10 protein-coding genes are annotated in these 22,009 nt (G+C 40.5%); 1 reads left to right on the top strand and 9 read right to left on the bottom strand.

Going from position 1 to position 22,009, the window contains the following annotated elements; genetic code table 11:
- Window positions 1–12: 12 nt before the first annotated feature.
- The 9 genes from ACKPCE_RS08175 to ACKPCE_RS08135 all read right to left on the bottom strand — a co-directional run bounded on the left by ACKPCE_RS08175 (window position 13) and on the right by ACKPCE_RS08135 (window position 17,429).
- Window positions 13–1,962, bottom strand: a complete 1,950-nt coding sequence (locus ACKPCE_RS08175) for a RagB/SusD family nutrient uptake outer membrane protein (protein ID WP_319504806.1) — start codon at window positions 1,960–1,962, stop codon at window positions 13–15.
- A 19-nt stretch (window positions 1,963–1,981) separates the two neighbouring features.
- Window positions 1,982–5,062 carry a SusC/RagA family TonB-linked outer membrane protein gene (locus tag ACKPCE_RS08170; protein ID WP_319504805.1) on the bottom strand — a complete coding sequence of 1,027 codons (3,081 nt, stop codon included), beginning with the start codon at window positions 5,060–5,062 and terminating at the stop codon, window positions 1,982–1,984.
- 229 nt (window positions 5,063–5,291) lie between these two features.
- Window positions 5,292–6,149: an AraC family transcriptional regulator gene (locus tag ACKPCE_RS08165; RefSeq protein ID WP_319504804.1), complete on the bottom strand. Its 858-nt coding sequence runs from the start codon at window positions 6,147–6,149 to the stop codon at window positions 5,292–5,294.
- A gap of 357 nt (window positions 6,150–6,506) precedes the next feature.
- The gene (locus tag ACKPCE_RS08160; protein ID WP_319504803.1) at window positions 6,507–7,361 is read right to left on the bottom strand and encodes a DUF7833 domain-containing protein; all 855 of its coding nucleotides are present in this window, start codon (window positions 7,359–7,361) and stop codon (window positions 6,507–6,509) included.
- 167 nt (window positions 7,362–7,528) lie between these two features.
- Window positions 7,529–8,746, bottom strand: a complete 1,218-nt coding sequence (locus ACKPCE_RS08155) for an alpha/beta hydrolase family protein (protein ID WP_319504802.1) — start codon at window positions 8,744–8,746, stop codon at window positions 7,529–7,531.
- 179 nt (window positions 8,747–8,925) lie between these two features.
- Entirely contained in the window at window positions 8,926–11,145 is a 2,220-nt protein-coding gene (locus ACKPCE_RS08150) for an endo-1,4-beta-xylanase (RefSeq protein ID WP_319504801.1), read from the bottom strand.
- 24 nt (window positions 11,146–11,169) lie between these two features.
- Window positions 11,170–12,588, bottom strand: a complete 1,419-nt coding sequence (locus ACKPCE_RS08145; RefSeq protein ID WP_319504800.1) for a glycan-binding surface protein — start codon at window positions 12,586–12,588, stop codon at window positions 11,170–11,172.
- A gap of 16 nt (window positions 12,589–12,604) precedes the next feature.
- Window positions 12,605–14,239: a RagB/SusD family nutrient uptake outer membrane protein gene (locus ACKPCE_RS08140; protein ID WP_319504799.1), complete on the bottom strand. Its 1,635-nt coding sequence runs from the start codon at window positions 14,237–14,239 to the stop codon at window positions 12,605–12,607.
- A 16-nt stretch (window positions 14,240–14,255) separates the two neighbouring features.
- The gene (locus ACKPCE_RS08135) at window positions 14,256–17,429 is read right to left on the bottom strand and encodes a SusC/RagA family TonB-linked outer membrane protein (protein ID WP_319504798.1); all 3,174 of its coding nucleotides are present in this window, start codon (window positions 17,427–17,429) and stop codon (window positions 14,256–14,258) included.
- 373 nt (window positions 17,430–17,802) lie between these two features.
- Between ACKPCE_RS08135 and ACKPCE_RS08130 the strand changes: the two genes are divergently transcribed.
- Window positions 17,803–21,978, top strand: coding sequence for a hybrid sensor histidine kinase/response regulator transcription factor (locus ACKPCE_RS08130; RefSeq protein WP_319504797.1), 4,176 nt, complete (start codon window positions 17,803–17,805; stop codon window positions 21,976–21,978).
- The last annotated feature ends 31 nt before the right edge of the window (window positions 21,979–22,009 follow it).

Raw genomic sequence — 22,009 nt, 5'->3', positions numbered from 1 at the left:
CTAACCTACCAATTATTCATATCCTGGATTTTGGAATGCAGCTTTATAAGCCTCATCACCTTCCAGTCTATCTAGTTGACTAGTGGGAACAGGACGAAGATACATGTACGTTTCAATATAACGAGGTACAACAGTAGGTGTCTGACCTACAGTAGCACTGATTTTATACGTACCGCAACGTTCTTTCCATGTTTGTGTACGAGCCAGTTCATACCAACGTAAACCATCACCGAAGTATTCCCTACTACGTTCATCAAGAATGTAATCAATAGTGATAGTAGCTGGGGTAGCAGCTATCACAGCAGTACTATTATCTACATTTTTCGGAGCTTCTTCTGCCACACTATATGTCCACTTACCTGCACGAGCACGAATGACATTAATCAAGTCACGAGCAGACTGACTACCAGTGGCTCCCTTTACAGCTGCCTCAGCAGCAATAAAATAAAATTCAGAGAATTTTAATATATTAAATGGACGAGTGCTAGATACTTTATCGTCATTATAATCAGTTCCCTTACGAGCGATGCCTAGTTTCCAGAGCCCAGGAAAAACAGTACGAGAAATCTTGTCGAGCGCTACTACGTAATCAGCACGACCAGGCAATACACCAAGGCCGCTATTACTTTTGTAAACACTGTTACTATAATCAATACCTCCAGGATCTTTTGGTAAGAAAGAAACCGCAAAATCACCAGGTTTTATTGGCATGTAGTTAGCGTTATAAAGAACAGAAGGGGGATTTGTTCCATACTGATACGTAGCAGGATAGGTAGTGACAAAAGTAGCGTCAAAGCGCGAATCAAGAGTCTTCTCTGCGAAAGCTTTCTCGAAAACGTCGGCTATAGGTGCCATACGGCTCCACATTCGGCTAAATTTCTGCCCAGCCTTGACTGTACGTTGGAAAGGACTTTTTCCAGACCACGAACCAGTAACTGTACTGCTCTGTACATTTTGAAAGTACCAAGTCACCATCCACACTGCCTGGTTTTGTGCACTATTATCTCCATCTGGCGATCCATCCCAACCGGTTACATTTCCTTCATTATAGACTGCGTTATCTTCATTATGGTCGGCATACAGCATAATTTCCTTATTGCGGTCATTAGTCCACAAATGTACGTCGTAAAACGTGGGTTGAAGAGCGTAAGGACCTGGATTTGCTATAGCATAGAGTGAAATATCGTATGCTTGTTGGAAATACCAAGTCTTGTCTTTTCCATCCGGATCAGTACGAGGACATTCCGGATAGGTAGGAATATTATTGGGATTCTCTAACCACCAACCGTAAGTTAGATAAGCCTTGGCTAAAATAAGTCGTGCAACATTTTTCGTCACAGTACCAGTAAGTCGAGATTGTTCGGGCAAATCATTAATTGCTTTCAACAAGTCTGGAAAGATACAACGAGAGTAGACTTCAGGCACAGTGTTACGAGTAGAAACACGTGAAGGCGTAGTATTAGCTTTCAATTCACCTGATCCTAAGTCGAGAGGCACACCGCCAAAACTCTGCACAAGCTGGAAGTAATAGAATGCACGAAAAAAACGTGCTTCAGCCGTCAGAGCATCTGCAACTCCAGCAGCCGCTCCATTGTCAATAATAGCCGAAGCATTATTGATCGCACCGTAAGCTGTATTCCATAAAACATCAAATCGAGAGTTGGCGGCATCAGGAATACTACCTTGTATACTTAGATCAGCATTTTTGAAGTTTCCGTCTGCTTGCGATCCATAAGTATATTCGTCGGTACCCGCCTCAAGAGCTCCGTAATAGTAAGGTTGTCCATAAACATGACGCAGACTTTCGTATAGTCCGGTCAATCCACCTACCACTCCTTGTTCAGTCTCGAAGAAACCGGGTTCAAAAATATTACGGGGTTCTTCATCCAATATGTCGGAACAAGAAGCAAAAGAGAGTATAAGACCCACTCCCAGCATAAATTTTGTATATATTTTATTCATATCTTTATCTTTTAAAGGTTTAGAACGTAAGTTTCAATCCGAACAGGAAGTTGCGTGTAGCCGGTGTATTGTATCCTACTACAACCAATCCTTTGTTAGGATACTGCGTGGTGACAGCTTGGTTTTCATTAGCCAATGAATTCGGTTCGGGATCCATACCTGTTTCGTTATTATATGGTGAGAAAAATACAAATGGGTTTTGTACAGTAGCATAAAGACGCAAATCATTCACACCCAAATGTTCAAGAAACGATTTCGGCACGTTATAACCTACCGTAATGGTACGTACTTTCATATATGAACCGGAGAACATAGCCATAGAATTAGCGTATTTCATATTGTCGGCAGAAGTAATACCTCCAGGGCGGGGATACTTGGCTCCTGTATTTTCTGGTGTCCAGTAATCCACTTTTACGTTACCGTGACGTCCGTTTAACATATTGAGGTAACTTGTTCCACCATAAAGAGTTGAGATAAGTGTACCACCGTTTTGGAATCCACCCACGATGCTTAGGTCCCAATTTTTATATGCCACGCGAGTATTGAAACCTCCTTGAAAGTTGGGATCCACTTCTATAATTTGGCGATCATCTGTATTAATTTGCCTAACAGGAGTACCGTCTTCGGCATATTCACCTGTATATTTCACTTTAATCATACCTGCATTCCCACCTGGTTCCAAGATATTACGATAAGGGTCGTTTTCCTGCCAGATACCTATCTTCTGATAATCATAGATTACATTTATGGGATGTCCTTTAAACCACCAGTTGCCTTCATCATTATCTTGTCCGGAAGCGAGGCTAAGCAATTCATTCTGGTTGTGAGAAAAATTCACACCTGCCTCCCAAGTCCAACCGTTTACGTTTTCCAATATCACGCCGTTAAGAGAAATTTCAAAACCCCGATTCTGCGTTTCACCGATATTAGCCATATAAGAGCCCACTCCGGAAGTTGAAGGCAAATTCACACTCAACAGAATATCTTTTGTGTGTTGAGAGTAATATTCAATAGTACCGCTTAAACGATTTCCAAAAAGTGAGAAGTTCAAGCCATAGTTCCATGTAGTAGTATATTCCCAACCAAGTTTTGGATTAGGTAACTGTGACAATTCGTATCCTGTAAGATAAGTCGTACCAAAGTTATATTTATTAGTGCCCAGCAATCCCAAAGTTTGATAAGGATTAACTGACTGATTGGATGTTTCACCATAGCCCACACGTAACTTCAACTGGTCAAGCCATCCAAAGTCTTGCATAAAGCTCTCCTTATGAAGGTTCCAACCAAGAGAGACGGCAGGATAACTATGCCACTGGTGCCCTTTCGCTAAACGACTGGAAGCATCAGCACGGAATGTCACACTAGCCATATAACGATCATCATAGCTATACATTGCACGGCCCATATACGACATTAGTCCACTTTCATAATATCCCTGATTATTTGGAGTAATAGTCACTTCACCTTCAGCTTTCGATAAATCATAGTACTGGAAATGATCAGCAGGTAAGTCTCTTACCGCTATGTTTGTACGATCATAGTGTGTTTGTTCTGCACTATAAAGGGCTACCACGTTTATATTGTGTTTATTAAATGTACGATCATAAGTCAACATGTTTTCCACAGCCCAGTTGGTTGTCAGCGTATTATCGGCTGAGGCTGACGACGGTGCGTTAGGATCTGTAGTACTTGTTACACCAATACCAGTAAATCCACCGCCTTTAGTAGTACGCACATTTAAACCAATATTAATACGGTATTTCAAACCCTCTATCCACGGAGTACTAACTTCACCGTAAAGGCTATTGTATGAAGCAAATGATTTAGTATCACTCATCCATTTATCATCTGCTTTTTGAAGCAAATCTTTTGTCCACACCTTATATACATCTGTAGGACCACTTTTTACCGCTCTCTTTATAGTACCATCCTCATTATACGGATTTGACAATGGTGAACTTGCCAAGGCATCACCTGTGTTAATCTGACTACCTTGCGATAGACTGTAACTACTGTTAGAGGACAACCCTACCTTCATGTATTTACCTAATTTTTGATCTACAGATGCACGAAGTGCAAGGCGACTATATTGCTGAGTCGGTATGGGCGCCTGATCTAGGTAATAGCTCGCTCCAAAAGCATAGTTACCATCATCTGTTCCTTTACTTACGTTGATATCATGATTGGTAATAACACCCGTACGATACATCAGATCCTGATAGTTAGTATTGGTCTCATCGCTCTCATCTTCTGAATTCGTCACAGGAGAAGCACTTAATCCCAAATCCTTAATAGTACGTGCAGCTTGGCGACGCAATTCGGCAAACTCGGGGCCATTCATCATAGGAAACTCAATAGCATTCTTTATACCGTAGTAACCATTATAAGTAACTTGGGGTTTCTGTCCGGCATTACCACGAATTGAAGTAATAAGAATAACGCCATTAGCACCACGAGAACCGTAAATTGCGGTAGCAGAGGCATCTTTTAAAATATCAAGACTCTTGATGCTATTAGGATCAATATCATTAATAGAACCTGCAAACGGAATACCGTCAAGTACAATCAACGGATCGTTACTAGCACTAAGCGAGCGCACACCACGAATACGTATCTGCATACCTGCACCGGGTTTTGATGAAGTTTGTGTCATCTCAACACCTGCCACACGATTTTGAAGAGCAGCTGTGACATTACCTGTTGGTATCTGACGCAAGTCATCGCCACGCATGGAGGCCACCGAACCTGTCACTGCTTCTTTTCGCTGTGTGCCGTAACCAATAACAACAACTTCATCCAATGTTTTGGAATCCTCCAGAAGAGTGATTTTTAAAGACTGTACACTGTTTACTGTGACTTCCTGTGTTTTGTATCCGATAAAGGAAACAACAAGTACAGATCCTTTCTTAGCTTGCAGTGAGAAATTTCCGTCCAAATCGGTAATGATACCATTAGTGGTACCTTTTTCAAGCACGCTGGCACCAATAATCGGCTCGCCACTTGTGTCTTTCACAACGCCCTTTACCGCTATATTCTGTGCAGATGCGCATACGGATATTAGGCATAACAAAACAATAAACTTAAATTTGATATGATTCATAATATTAAAAAATTAAATTGATACATGGGGATATCTTCTCTCTAGAAAAGTCTAAAGTAAAGTTAACTTTGGTTTTGTTCTGCATAGGCTCGATATAAGTTAAGGATTAAACAATTTTGCATACATTATGTATTCAATGCAAATATATAACTAAAACGGATATATAAATGAATGTATTTTTGCGTATAATAATGTAATATTTGCAAATATACGATACTTTACGTCCGCTTTACTTTAGAATGTACCGCTGGTACTGTGAAGGGGTGTAATTTGTGACCTGTTTAAAGAGGCGATTAAAATGACTCAACGAGTCGAAACCACACTCAGAGCTTATTCTCGAAATATTCAGACTGTTCAGAGCCAGCAGTTTGCAAGCATAACCGATACGCATATCAGTAACGTACTGTACATAGGTTTTACCCGTATTTTCCTTGAAATAGCGGCAAAAAGCAGCAGGATTCATTGCCGCCATTGAAGCAATCTCAGCCAAGCCCATGTCGCGCGTGTAGTTGCCGTTGATGTAGGAAATGATTTTTTCAATACGAGTGTTTCCCAACGTAGGGAACACCTCTTCATACATAGGAGAAGCTAGCACGTCGCGCCCAGCACATACCGACAGACGTTGGAGCAATAACAGAAGCCCAGCAATCTGATCGAACCCAAGGATACGAGGGAACTCGTCCAACATCCCCATAATGTCTGGGTCAGAAAGACTGCTAAAAAAGATACCGCGACGTGCCTCTTCAAGCAATGTCTTTATCTGCCTGAACTGTGGATAATGTTGAATAGAGTGTTGCATGAAAGCTGCTTCGAACTGAATAATAGTACCTCTTACACGCAGTTCGGAATTGTCAGTTTTATAAACGTCATCACTCTGCATGTAGTGCGGCAAATTGCTACCAAACAAGATAAGGGTACCAGGTCCAAAACGTTCGATACAATCGCCCGCGAAACACAGACCCGTACTCTCTTTCACCCAGATAATCTCATACTGGCTATGAAAATGCCACGGATAAGTGAAGTGCGCATAATCATAGTAACGCGAATTAATGGGGTTTACTTCCGTAATGGGAAGTTTTTCACTCATGATTTTTTTCTTTGATTCCATAACAGAGGCTTGGCAAATGCTTTAATTTTTAAGTGAATATTGGATATAACAGAAACAAAGATACAACCATTTATGGCAATGTACATATTAGCCGTTTCAAACACTTTTTCAATCGTTACTATGAACATCACATTGGTTACAAATATTTTGCCGGCAGTTACAAGACTTCATGAAAAGCCTTGCTACAAGCTTTTTGAAGAAGATAGTGTTGATTCACTAATGAGCTATATACCTCAGGGGGTGTGAGCTATATAGCCTATGCTCACGGGCTATATACCCCGGCAAGGTTGAGCTATATAGCTTACGGGGCGTGGTCTATATAGCCGGGGAAAGGGGCTAATGTCTCCAGCAATGACCGTCGTCATCCCACACGGCATTGATGGCGGGGCGTGGTGGGGCTCCCTCAACGATGGGCATGCCGCAGTAGGTTCGCCGGCCGTCGACTATCGTTTCGAAGCGGTACGGATCGGGTGCAGCTTCCTCTTGCTTTTGCAAACGGGCCATGAGTTGCTTGCAGTCGGCCGATTGCATCCAGAAGAAAAACCGCCGTTTGGCATCGTTCACCGTGGGAATGGAGTTTTCCTCGCCAATGAGGCTGATGTACGTGGAAAAGGCCAGCAGCAAAGCGTCGAAATGTGCGGCGAATTTCATCCCCATGCCACTCTTCATGGCCATCTGCTCCTGCCAGATGGTTTCGTGCTTCATCTCTGCCACCGTACGAAGCAGTTCTTCCGGTGAAGAGCAAGAGTTCGCTTCGCTCTCACTCTTCAAAGAAGTAATTATATGATTACTCTCTCTCTGTAATGCTAAAGCGTTCGCTTCGTCACTTTGGCTGATTTTCAGGCTTTTAGCTAGTCCTCCGAGACGTCCATGAGCCCGACATGAGCTCACAACTCGGTCGTGCGCTACCATTCTTTCGGACAGACCAGGGGAATAAAAACAGTCATCGGTTAGCACAAATAAATCATAATCGGATATAATTCTCATCAATCTTTTGGATGATGTATTCGCTCTTTTCGACAGATGCGAAAGCATGACATACGAAGCTGCATATTCACGCTGCATGCGTAAAAATTCAAGAATAATCCAATAGATTCCATAACCGGTCATCCCTTCTTGTTTGATCAAGCTCATCAGTTTGGCATCACTAAAAGCCGAAGCATCGTGTTTAAAATAAAAGTTTTTTCCCATCTTTATAATTAAATTAATTGGTTAACAAAAGCGCTAACTATCTGATTATAAAGATTCAAAAAAAGAAATGAGTTTCCTGTTACCTTTTTAGTCAACACGAGAAGAAAAAAGACGAATAATATTGGTACAACAGCAAAAAACAGCAAAAAAGAGGTTTTATGCCTGTACTATTTCGCCCAAGGCATCCACTTTTTATAATCAACGTCTTTAAACATTTCTGCTTTGGTAACAATCGTATTTACGTCCTTTTTTCCTAATAAAAACTTATCAATAAATGCCTCCACTTCAGGATATTGACTTAGCGGCAACTGACAGTGTGGATGTCCGCCTTGTATAGAAAACCCCATTCTATCTTCAATCCCGAACGCTTCCCAAACTTTACGCGCTGCACGGCAAGATACATAATTAGATTCTTCGGCCAGCCATTCGTAATCCGTATTACCCAGTACAAGCAATGCACGGGGCATTATTAACGCTGCCAATTCATGATGGTCAACCGGCAAACGATTTACATTCTTTTCTGAAAACTGAAACATGCTTTCTAAAAACCAGGCATGGTTAGTACGTCCCAATGTTTCTACGTTACCCAATGTTTCGGAAACACGCCATGCGTTTACGCCTCCACCTCCCGGTTCTTGGGCAATGGTCAAAGCAATACGTTCATCAAAAGCACCTGCGTACAAAGCCACTTTACCGGCAAACGAACAGCCCGACACTGCCAGATGAGAGGTGTCAATACGTGAGTTTTTACCTACAATCTCTAACCCGTCTATCAAACGGCTTATCCCCCAAGGCCAAGCGCTATACGCTCCCATCTCTATCAACTCCGGATACAAACGGTTTATGGGCTCATTACCTCGTTTTTGTGTGTGAGACATTACTTGTGTAAAGTTAAATGCAATCTGCGCTATGCCTCTCTTAGTAAACAATTCCGACGGAAGAGAGCCACTGGGCATTCCTATGCCTATTATAGCCGGAAACGGTCCGGCCCCCTCAGGATATTTAATTAATGCAGTCAGAACCAATGTTTGGCCATTGTTGTGCACCACAACGCGTAAGGTATCATTCGTAATAGATGCTTCCATACTATCTTTGGCAACCGTTGGTTTACAGCCTAACTCATAATGTTGTAATTGCCGGATAATCTCTGTACGGCGGCGTTCCCAATCTTTAAAACGGCTTAACCTCCCATTACCATTCGCCCAGGCTAACGGATCGGGCAAGGTCGTTATCTCCGGCAATTCATTTATTTGCGGAAAATCAGAAAAGGTATACGCGTTACCCATGTTTTCTTTATCATAAACAAGCGGTAATTGTGCTCCGAGAGAGGACGGCCACAGCAGGGCTAGCAAACTCCAAACAATACAATTCAATTTTACTTTCATAGCATCATATTTTATAACAGACAGGTTTCTCGACGACAAAGATAATAGAACAAATCTAAAATGGCATAATATGATTGTTTATTCTAAAAAAAATACCACTTTTATTTATAAAAAGAAAACCCGTAGCACTGTTATTCAACGCTACGGGTTCTCAACACAAAAGTCTAACCTAATCAGTTTTAAAACTGAAGATCACCACTAAAATCCTCACTGACATCTTTGCCGGCAAATCCGTCAGCCACACCTTTGTAAGCATGCTTACGACCATAGCTTGCATCCCATAAATTAGGAGCATCATCGGGTAGCCAGTTTTCATGTTCTGCAGGATCATCTGACACGCCCCAAATTGTAATACCATACTGCTGTGCTTGTGGTATGTACTTTTTATAAGATTCAATTACGTAACGGTACATTTCAGCTTGATCTGCAAATTGCGTATCGGTAGGAGATGCAGTTCCCAAAGCTATATCAAGTTCAGAAACTTTAATCAGCTTACCGCTGGCAGCAAGTGTTTGAAACATCTTATCTATTTGTTGCTTCAGGTTCGCTATTCCATTCGCATCTTTACCGCTCAAACTTAAATGCATTTGTGTACCAATGCCGTCAACCTTAGCCCCCTTACTTTCAATGTAAGTAACATAATCAATAAGTCCGGCTAACTTAGCCTCACTGACCTCCAGGTTGTAGTCGTTGATAAACAGTTTGTCACTATCACCGTTACCATACTGACGGGCAAGTTTAAAGGCCGTAACAGCATAGTCCTTACCCAAATATTTCACCCATGAAAAAACATCGTCTCCAGAAGATTCTGTTCCATCACGCAAAGTTCCACCCTCACGCATAGGCTCATTCACGACATCCCATGCTTTGATGTGTGACTTACAATGTGATACCATCTGTGAAATCCAGCTTTCTAAAGCATCGCCTATTAGTTGAGTCTTTTCCTCATCGGATAGCGGAATAATCTGTACCCCGCGGGTAGCCGCTTTGGTAGTTGCTTTTTTCTCACCAAACTTAACATTATCAACGTAATAGGTTCCGGCAACCTTACCAAAGTTGATGCACAGTCTTTCCATTCCGGCTTTCGCACATGTAAATTCTCCTTCAATAGGTACCCATTGTCCTGACGCTGTTGTGCCGCTTACATACCCTTCTCCATCGTAACTGGTAGGATTCTGAACCTGAAAGGTAAAATCGGTATTCACCACATCAGCTTTCACCATAGCCGAATAGCAATAGGTTTTACCTACTTCTAATTCAGCAGGCAGAGAATAGGCTGCTTGCGCAGAATAAGAACTTGCATCTGTGGGGTTAACCAAAATCATGGCATAATCACTGTTGTAACCTTGACCTTTATCAGAAATCTTATGAGAAGAGTCGTTGCCCCAACCGCCCCATGGAGAGATGGTTGCTGTTTCGAAGGTAGTATTATCTATCACATTCAACATCTTATCTACATTCTCATTCTTCTCACCAAATTTAATATTATCAATGTAATAATTACCCGCTGCTTTGCCAAAGTTAATGCATAGCCTTGTAAGGTCTTCTTTGGTACATTCAAATTCTCCCTCTATCAGCACCCACTGACCTACAGCTGTTGTGCCGCTTACATACCCTTCTCCTGCATAACTGGTAGGATTCTGAACCTGAAAGGTAAAATCGGCATTCACCACATCAGCCTTCACCATGGCCGAATAACAATAAGTTTTACCTACAATAAGTTCAGAAGGTAGTGAATAAGCAGCTTGCGCCGAATAGGAATCCGCATCTTTGGGATTAACCAAAATCATGGCATAATCACTACTATACCCCTGTCCCTTTTCAGACACTTTTCGAGATGAGTCGTTACCCCAACCACCCCATGGACTGATGGTTCCGTTTTCAAAATCACTATTATCAAGTATATTAATAATTTTCTCTGAATCATCCGGCGTTACAATGACTTTGTCGGCAATCAATGAATTGAGATACTTAGCATTCTGGTTTTGATGCCACACCAAGGTATGTCCAAAAACGGATATACCGGCTTCATCTGTTTTGGCAAACAATTTATCAATCTCAGTAAAATTAAGACTACCATCTGATTTTACAACCGGACCATGTTTCATCAGGTATCCAATTGTAATTTCATTAAAGTTCTCGTTCACTAACTGATTGTATGGCTCATTTTCCACATAAGGAGTTAGCCCCACCCCGCAACCTAACTTAAAATTAGCGTCGGCCACGTAAGTTTTTAAAGGTTCATAACGGGATATGGCTTCTCTCAACTCCAATGGTAATTCGGAAGACGCCACTTCTCCGTGCGAGGGGTCTTTATACCAATTCATTTTTTCCTCATCACATGAGCTCATAGTAGTAGCCAGTAATGCCACTATTGGAATGATTTTATTGTATTTCATAATTATCACTATTAAAATTATTACTTACTCAGCAACAGTCGGGAAATCAGAATAAGCAGGCACACCCAACCGCACAATACGCCAATTATCAACATAAACCCTTACTGATGTTTCTTTTGAGATAAAGCTCGTAGCTTCGTCAGCACTATTTCCGGTAAGTTTATTTAATGTAAAATCTGAGTTTTCGAAATAGAACCCAAAGTTTTTATATGAGGCTGCATCACGCAAAGCTACAACATCTGCAAAAGTCATTGAAGAAACGTTTGCATTGGCCGCAAATACATAAAACTTACTAAAGGGAATAGTAACAGTAACCCACCCTGAGGATGAATAAGGAACGGCAGAACCTCCTGAAACCCAAGGAACGTAATTATAACATTGTTTGTTATCTGAAGAAGCCCATTCACCACCGTTTAAACCATTAATCAAACAAAGCTTTAAAAAGCCCGATTCACTCCATGGGGTAGCAGCCGGAACATAAATATCAAATTGGAAACCAACGGAGTCGATAGAAGTGGTGTGTGGTATACCCAACGCAGCTTCACTCCAATCGTCAACACCATTACCGGCTGTCCATACCTCGGCACAACGGTTTTTGCCCCCGGCAACAGGCAATTGTTTCGCTGCCGGCAATACACAGTAATTACCTTGAGACACATTGCCTTCACCTATGACTGCCGATTCTAGATCTTCCGGAGCAACCATGCTTGCGCTCGAGCCCCAAGAACCCTGTTGCCCTTTCTCATCAAAATCAAGAATCACTCCCTTTTTGCAATTAAAATAAGCTGGAGAATAAGCACCTCCGTTAGCGCATTCAATAAAAATAGATCCTCCATTATCAGAAACCCCTTCGGGTACATTCACCATAAAATAAGTCCCATCTTTACTTTGAGTAATGCCACTCGTAACAACCACGTTACCCGGGAAAACAACCTTTGTCACTTCTAATAAGCCAGAACCAAAGACAATGATCGGTTCGCCCATTTTGGGCATGGTATTTGAGATCCTTGTAATGGCAGGTGCAGCCGAACGAATGGTAAAATTATGAATATACTCTCCTGCATCCTTCACTAAGCGAATTGTATTGCGAATTGCTTCTTCTGCTTCTGTTGTGGGAATATTCTTGTTTACGCTTACTACAAAAGATTTATCAGAAACCATTACCGGATTAAAATAACAACTATAGCCATTAATGTACACTTTCTTTAAGCCGGTAAATCCTTTACCCTCTACACGAATAAGTTGTCCCAAACGAGCAAATTCAACCAATCTGTCAGGAACATCAGAGTCTGCATCTTCTAGGTAAACACCTGTAATAGTCATTTCAGCTCCATTATTGTTCTCATCATCATTGCAAGATGTCAATGTGAAAGAGGTAATAAAAAGGACTATAAATAAAACGACTGCCTTCAGAACATTATAATTTATCATTAAGTTTTTCATACTTAAATAGGTATTTTTAATTAAACAAATCGGTAATTCGATCTTCTTTAAACTCATAAGAAACCGGCTCTGCTTTGAGCTGCGGATTCTGGACTGTTTCCGATTCCGGATAAGGCAATAAGAATATAGTTGCATCTATAGTTCCAATTGATCGACTGCTGGGATCACGAGACTCATCAACAGATAAAGTTTGGGTTTCCGAGTTCCACAGCACCGGGGTATTAACATCTCTCTGCTGGTTCTTTATGTAATTCACCGTTTCCTGCTGTTTGTAGTAAGACCTACGAACAAGATCATACCAATACTGGCCTTCCATGCACAATTCCATACGACGTTCATGACGAATGTCTTCGTAAGAAATTGCATCTCTCGGATTAAGTCCGGCTCTGGCGCGTATTTTATTAAAATAATCAAGAGCCGTTTCATCAGAAGTAGTTGCATTGTTACCAAGTACTGCCTCAGCATAAATCAGATAAACCTCAGCCAAGCGCATCATGTATGTGTTAATCGGGCAACTCATTCGAGATATTTTGGGATTGTCCTTTGCCGATCCGCAAACATATTTTTTCACATTCAAGGCTTGTTCCGTTTTTTCATAGGTATATCCACCCTTAGAAGCTTGAATTTCAGGATATTGGTCGCCATATGCCATCCAGGTTGCCTTACGACGTTTGTCGCCCTTTTCATATTCAAATATCACATTGGGTTGTGCACGAGTCCAGTATCCCCATGCAGCGTCGTCATCGGTTATTTCAGAACCACATGCAAAATATGCCTGTTGGGTATTCGTTTCACCATAAGATCCATTGGCAACCCATTGCAGAGCAAAGACAGATTCAGAATTATTATTATTTTCTATCTTAAATAAGTCTTCGTAATTATCCATTAGCTGGAAAGGACTTTCTTGAATCACTTTTTGGGCAGCTTTCTTGGCTAAATTTAAGTATTCCTCACTCCTCACTCCGCTATTAGCATCAGTACCATAACCCGCATAAGTTAAGTACACGCGCGAAAGCATTGCATAAGCACTATACTTATTAACCCGTCCGGCTGCACTTGAAGTCCCGGGAAGATATTTTGCTGCGTACTCCAAATCACGCATTGTAAATTCGTATACGTCAGAAGTGGGACTTGTGTTGACAATAGGATTAGCAATTAAATCGTCTGTATTTTCATTCAAAATCACATTACCCCAAAGCATGGCCAGATAGCTATAAGCAACTCCCCTCATAAAGCGGGCCTCAGCAATGTATTCTTTTTTTGTATCTTCATTATTATAAGGACTATTTGTAATACCAATGATTACTTTGTTAGCCTGCTGAATCACATTATACAACGACGCCCATGCACTGACTAGCGGTCCGGTTAGCCCTGTTTCATTCAGGTCTGTAAACGGATAAATATAATCAGAGTAGGGAGCGTACAAGTTAAAGCCTCTACCATCACCTAACCCATAATAAAACTTATCATTAAAGTCGAACCAAACTTTATTATAAAGCGCTCCGGTGGCAGCACTAAAATCTTCTTCATTCTGATAAAAATTCTCAGCAGTAATACTGGAATTATTCTCGGTATCCAAGAAATCACTACATCCTGTTATCGTTAAAGATGCTGCCAATACAAGCGAGTATATATATTTACTTGTTTTCATATTCATATCTATTAAATTAGAATGTAAGATTTAAACCAAATGTGTAAATGCGCGGAGTGGGATAACGGTAGTTATCAAATCCGGTAAGTAGTGCATCTTGATTAGCAGAACCAATCTCAGGATCGTAGCCTTTGTATTTCGTAAAAGTATATACATTTTGCAAGTTACAATAAATCTTCATATTTTGAAGACCAACTTTGGTTACCCATTTTTGGGGTAAAGTATATCCCAAAGAAATCGACTGAATTCTCAAGTATGAACCGTCTTCAACAAACTTATCGCTAAAACGATAATTAGAAGTATTGGAAGCGGAAGAAGAAGCCATACGACAAGCATGGGGATCTCCACCAATGATTTTAATGTTCCGATAGTCATCCGGACCATCGGAATGAATCAATTCCAATTGTGCATAGTCAAGAGCATCTTTCAACAAATTGGTGTTTTCACGTGGATTTTCAAGGTCTTTTCTAACCCAATTCACCACTTCATTGCCGTAACTGCCACTTAAATAGATACTTAAATCAAAACCTTTATACGAGAAGGTATTGCCTATGCCATACGTAAAGTCAGGCTCGGGATTACCAATAAAAGATCGGTCTTCTTCATCAATTACACCATCTTTATTAATATCTTCAAAAATATAATCACCAATCCATACACTATTTTTTCCAATTGACATGTCTTTTGGTAAAGCTGTCTGTTTCAAATTGCCATCAGCATCTTTGTAGTAAAAGTCTGTTGCTTTTTCAAAACGGCCTATAACCTTGTAACCATAGAACTGACCGATAGGTTGATCTACTGCAGTACGAGTAATGATAGTAATGGTTGAGCCGCTTTGGTATGATTTATTAATTAAACTTGATTCAGTATCGAGTTCTTTAACCTTATTTCTATTCATTGAGAAAACCAGATTAGACCTCCATTGAAAACCCTTTTTATCAACATTGACTGTATTCAATGTCAGTTCTATACCTTTGTTTTCCAACGAACCGATATTTTTCCATGGTGCAGCAGTAGATCCCGGACCTGAAGTTCCTACATAAGCAGGCAGAGGTACCTGTAACAATAAGTCCTTCGTCTTTTTATAATATAAATCAGCTATAAATTCAATACGGTTTTGAAATAAGTTCAAATCTAATCCTATATTACTAGAATAAGTTGTTTCCCATTTTAAATCAGGATTCGGCGTATTGGCTGCCAGCAACCCTGTTCCCCAAACTGTTGCAACAGAAGAATAAGTGGCTAAGTAGGCATTGTTAGGCACATTTTGGTTACCTACTGTTCCCCATCCCAAACGGACTTTGAGGTTATTAATTATATTATTATCCTTCAGAAATTCCTCGTTAGTAACCTTCCATGCAAGCGCAGCTGAAGGAAACCAACCCCAGCGATTATCCTTATAGAATTTCGAAGAACCATCCCTACGCAGAGTAAATGTCAGCAAATACTTGTCATTGTACGAATAAAACATACGTCCGAAATAAGACAGAATAGAACTCTCGCCACTGCTTCCGTCATTTTTAGCTGTAGAGGCATCGCCTAAAGTCAAATCGGTTGCACTATTTGACAGATACCCTTTACGGTTACCGTACAGATACTCCCAATGGCTTTTTTGCATTTCTTGACCTACCATTGCCTGAAGATTGTGCTGACCAAAAACCTTATTGTAATTGACAAGGTTTCTCCAACTCCAATATTTATTGTATGACTTTGAGTAAGAGCCTTCTCTGTTGGTATTCTCAATAGCTCCGAACGTATAAGAAGGATCGAACTTATATGTATTGGTTATACCATAATCAAAAGAAAGTTCGGTTTTAACAGACAAACCATCAATGATTGTGGCTTCTGCATACGTATTGGCACGAATACCCATTTTTTCGTTCCGATTATCCTTAATCATAGCCAAACCAACCGGGTTGTTCTGTACATATTCATCCGTATCCGGGCCATCAAAAGTACCATCTGCATTTCTGACTGCCACATTGGGTGTTTGCTTAAGCGCTGTTTCAATTAATGATTCATCAGAAACGGTGAGTTTTTGTCGAGAATTACTAAATGCAAAGTTAATGCCCATCTTCAGGTACTTCTTCACCTGAGAATCAAAACTTCCTCGGAGATTTAAACGACGAAAACCCGACCCGATAGCAATACCATCTTGATTGAGATAACCGGCTCCCAAGGCATAATTACTCTTGTCACTACCTCCTGTAACAGATAAGTTATGGCTAGTCATAGTGGCCTTACTGAACATTTCATCTTGCCAGTCGGTCCCTTCACCCAGTAAATCGGGACGTACAAAATTATCATCCGCTTGTACAATTCCCCAATTTTGACCGGAATAATCATTACCTGAACGCACATTTTTATGTTCAGCATACTCACGCAAATTGAGCATATCGAGTTTTTCAGGCATTTCCTGCCAGCCCATATAGCCGTCATAAGTTATTTTAGCTTCACCACTTTTGCCTCGTTTGGTTGTAATTATAATTACACCATTGGCCGCACGAGCTCCATAAATAGCCGTAGCTGAAGCATCTTTCAAAACATCCATAGAAACAATATCTGCAGGGTTAATGGATGCCAACGCATTATCTGTTCCCGAACCGGTTGAACCGTCAATAATCACTCCATCAATAACAAATATGGGTTCATTTGAAGCATTTAAAGAGTTTACACCACGAATACGAATAGAAGAACTTGCACCCGGCATGCCGCTATTTTGTTGCACTTGTACACCTGCTGCCCTACCTTGTAGCACCTGATCAATAGATGTTGTTACAGATTTTGAAATAGCGTCACTTGATACGGATACAACTGACCCTGTTAAATCACTACGTTTCATCTGACCGTAACCCACTACCACAACTTCATCAAGCACTTTCGTATCCTCTTTCATTACAATAGAGAGTTGGATTTTTCCGGCAACAAGTATTTCTTGTTTTTCGTACCCGATAAAAGAAATGGTAAGTTTGCCTCTTGGCGAAACCTTTAACGAGAACTGACCATCCAAATCCGTTATGGTTCCATTACTTGTTCCACTTTCTAGTACGCTAGCTCCTATTATAGGTTCACCTGCTGCGTCTTTCACTGTACCTCTTACAGTTATAGATTGTGCAAATGCCCATATTGGTACCAGGCATAGCAAAATAAACAGCCCCACGGGCCTGTAATAATGATTTGTGCTTTTCATACAATCATCGTTTTTTTAATTAATATAAATACTTGTTTAAAGTTAAAGGACTAAATTAATAAGATAAGGTGCTTCATGTTTTCATTTCTATAGATCATTAAAAGTTAAACAATTCTATCTGGACTTACGCAAAACTACAAATTAGTTTTATACACATAGCTAAGTTATGTTTCTGTTTGTTAGATGTTAGTTACATGTATTTTTGCCACTGTTACATACTCTTTGTTGCTCGTTACTTAATTGGAATATAGCACTATAATTAGCTAAAAAAACACCGTTATCGGTCTATATGAAGTATTTAAATGGTTTAGCCATGACCTTTAAATCAAGTATTTACCTATCTTTGCGAATAAGAAGTTAACATCGATTTAGAATGAAAGCACAAGTAAGAAAAACATTATTCATCCTGACATGTCTATTACCCTTTTACACATGGGCTCAAACCGGAAAGTTCTACTCTACGGATAAAGAGTTATCGAACAGTCTTATCAATAAAGTATATCAGGACCGAAGAGGATTTATCTGGATCAGCACAGAGAACGGATTAAACCGTTTTGACGGCAACCGTTTCACCATTTATAAGCATAATTCAGCCGATAGTACTTCGCTGAAAAACAATTACGTAAGAACCGTGTTCGAAGACAGTAGCAGTCGCTTTTGGATAGGCTGTATCAATGGATTACAATTATACGACCGTGCTACAGACTCGTTCAAAGAAATACTTATTCACCGAGAAGACGGAAGAAAGAATCCTCATGTTACCTCTATTATAGAGCGCACCAACGGAGACATTTGGATTGCCACATCCGGACAAGGCATTATATCGCTGAAAAAGGGAAAAGGAGTCAATGAATTCCGGAAAGAAAAGAATCTGATTGATCGGATGAACAGTAATTTCATGAATGTTATTTATGAAGACTCTCAAAAGAATCTATGGATAGCAACTGAAGACAAGGGGCTTTTCAAATATAATCCCGAAACCAATGCGTTGAAGTGTTTTAAGGCTCCGCAAGACATTTTAAAAGACGATATATCGGCCATATCAGAAGACAGAGAAGGTACCATCTTTGTAGGCACCCTCACCGGAGGAGTTTTCAAACTATCGACAAAAGACCGATCGCAAAAGTTTGTACCCATAAGCTACACGCACAACATTCCGTTAAACGTACGTGCGCTGATGCTCGATAAGCAAGGGCGCTTATTCATTGGAACAGACGGTGAAGGACTGAAAGAGTATAACTATCAGAAAGATATAATTGAGGATAGCGAGATTAGCACCGGACCGTTTGACTTTTCCAAATCAAAAATACACTCCATCGTTGAAGATAAAGATAATAATCTTTGGCTGGGTATCTTCCAGAAAGGAATTATATTTATACCCGGAGCCACTAACCGATTTGGTTATTTCGGTTACAAATCACTTCGCAAAAACACGATAGGGTCAAGCTGCATCATGGCTATTCATAAAGACAAAGCCGGCACAACATGGGTTGGAACAGATAATGACGGGCTTTATGCCATCAATGATTTGGGAGAACAATTACTGCATTTTAAACCTTCACCAAGCAACCCGCGTTCATTGCCGGGAAGTATCATGTGTATCTTTGAGGATTCCAATCAAGATTTATGGGTAGGATCTTACTTCAATGGGCTTGGTAAAGTCAACAAGAAAAACGGACTATGTGAATACATGAATCACTTGAGTGGTCATGGTGGCATTAATGACAAGGTTTTTTGTATCACAGAAGACAGCAACAAGAACTTATGGGTAGGAACCTACGGTTCGGGTATTTATAAGATTAACCTTAAGACACATAAAGTAGCCCATTACGAATCGACCCGAAGTGAAAACGATGATTGGAGAGTTGATAAACTGCCCAATGATTGGATTAATTCAATTGTGGAAGACAGCAACGGTCTTATATGGATTGGCACGTTCAAAGGGTTATCTTGTTTTAATCCTAAAAAAAATACGTTTATCAACTTTCTGAACCAAAGCAATCTCCTGCCTGGGTACGTCGTTAACACCATACTAGAAGCTGCAGATGGTAAAATATACGCAGGCACTACAGAAGGTGTTGCTTGTTTTGATGTAAAAAGCCGCAAAGTTAGCCACTATTTAACGTCCAACGGCCTACCCAGCGATGTGATTTGCGGAATGGCGGAAGACGAACAGGGTAATATATGGATAAGCACTCACCAAGGGATCTCCAAATTCGTAACCAAGGAGAATCGATTCATCAATTACTATGCATGCGATGGCATTCAAGGGAATGAATTTACACGGGGTGCTGTCTTTAAAGATAAACGAGGAAAAATATATTTCGGAGGTACCAATGGTATCACTTCTTTCATTCCTTATGAAATAACCGAAATCAAAAAAGAGCTGAAGGTAATTATCACCGACTTGTATTTGGCCAATCATGCAGTGAAACAAGGAGATAAATCGGGTGGAAATTTAATTACCGAGACTGCCGTGATAGATGCTAACAAGTTTACACTGGCATATAATGAAAACACATTTAGCCTTGAGTTTTCAGCTTTGGATTTTAATAATCCGGAACGCATTAGCTACCAATACATGATTGATGAATTGGGTAATGAATGGATTAGTAACCATCCCGGGGTAAATCGCGTAACGTTCAGTAACCTCAGTCCGGGCACCTACACATTCCGTGTCAGAGCCTCTGATCATGGCAACTATTCAAATGTGCGAACAGTGACTATTGTCATTACTCCACCGTGGTATCAAAGTTGGTGGGCCATCTGTTTGTGGGTACTAATAGGTAGTGCCATTATGTATACCATCATCATGTATATTCTTTCTCGGTTACATCATAAACAAGAAATGCTTAAAAGAGAACATCAAGAGCAAATCAGCGAAGCGAAACTTCAGTTTTTTATCAACATCTCACATGAAATACGTACTCCAATGACTCTGATTCTGAGTCCTTTGGAAAAACTGCTGAGCGAAAGTTCTGATAAACAAAGCACTTACCTGATGATGTACCGTAATGCACAGCGCATTCTACGTCTGATCAACCAGCTCATGGATATCCGTAAGATAGATAAGGGACAGATGCACCTCAAGTTTCGCGAAACAGATATTGTAGGTTTTGTTGACGACCTGATGCAAACCTTTGACTATCAAGCTCAAAAAAAGAGTATATCGTTTTGTTTTACGACTAATTTAAGCAATAACCCGACTGATAACTCAGAGAAAGAAGATCATCCTACTACCAAAAAGGAATTGAAGGCTTGGGTCGATTTGAACAACTTCGATAAAGTATTGCTCAATGTGCTATCAAATGCATTTAAATATACCCCTCAAGGAGGCAATATCTCCGTCAATCTCTCTACCGGTAAGGATGAAACATGCAGAGGAGCTTTAAAGAATTATTTTGAAATAAGTGTAACTGATAGCGGAATAGGTATTGACAAGGACAAAATAGAGCAAATCTTTGAACGCTTTTATCAGATAAACAACGACCTCACCAAATCGAATTTCGGAACCGGCATAGGTCTGCATTTGTCCAGGTCTTTGGTTGAACTCCACCACGGCACCATTAAGGCTGAAAATAGAGAAGACGAATCGGGTACCCGATTTATCATTCGTCTGCCGTTAGGCTCTGATCATCTGAAAGCAGAAGAGTTAGAAGATCCTACGCAGATATCAGAGGGCGAATCTCAACAAACAGTATTTGAAAAAGATACTACTCAGCTCTATGGATCGGATGATGATGAATGCATGCAAAAAGACAAGGTAAAAGCGAAAACAAACTACCGCGTTCTCATTGTTGAAGATGAAGATGATATACGACATTACATTCGCCAGGAGTTATGCGGTGAATACCGTATAGCCGAATGTGTAAACGGAAAACAAGCGCTGGAGTACATTTTGAAGGAGAAACCCGATTTGGTTATAAGCGATGTAATGATGCCGGAAATGGATGGCAACATGCTTTGCCAAAAAATAAAACAAAACACCAATATCAATCACATACCCGTTGTGTTACTAACAGCTCGTTCAAAGCCCGAAGATAGAATGGAGGGTTTAGAAATTGGCGCCGATGCATACCTTGTGAAACCATTCAACATTGATTTGCTTCGCTTAACGATCAGTAACCTGATTAATAACAGAGAAAGATTGAGAGGAAAGTTCAATACGGAAAAGCAGGTTGAAGACAAAATGGATAAGATTCATCTCAAATCAAACGATGAAATATTGATGGAAAAGATCATGAAAACCATCAATGAACATTTGGCTGACCCGACTCTTAACGTTGAAGTATTAGCGGCAAATGCCGGTATGAGCCGTGTACACATGCATCGTAAACTCAAGGAGCTAACCAACCAGTCGGCCCGCGATTTTATCAGAGGTATCCGGTTAAAACAAGCAGCATCCCTATTGAAAGAGAAAAACCTCACTATTTCTGAGGTTGCTTATGCTACGGGGTTCTCTAACCTTTCACACTTCTCGAATACGTTCAAGGAGTTTTATGGAGTTTCTCCTACGGAATATAAAGAACAGTCGGCTTCACAGATGTAATGCCAGACAAAAGCGAAAGTTTTACCGCAGT

Source organism: Bacteroides graminisolvens, from assembly GCF_963666085.1.
In the GTDB taxonomy this organism is placed as follows: Bacteria; Bacteroidota; Bacteroidia; order Bacteroidales; family Bacteroidaceae; genus Bacteroides; species Bacteroides graminisolvens.
Note: the sequence above shows the minus strand (reverse complement) of the source record. Positions and strands in the feature narration are given on the sequence as shown.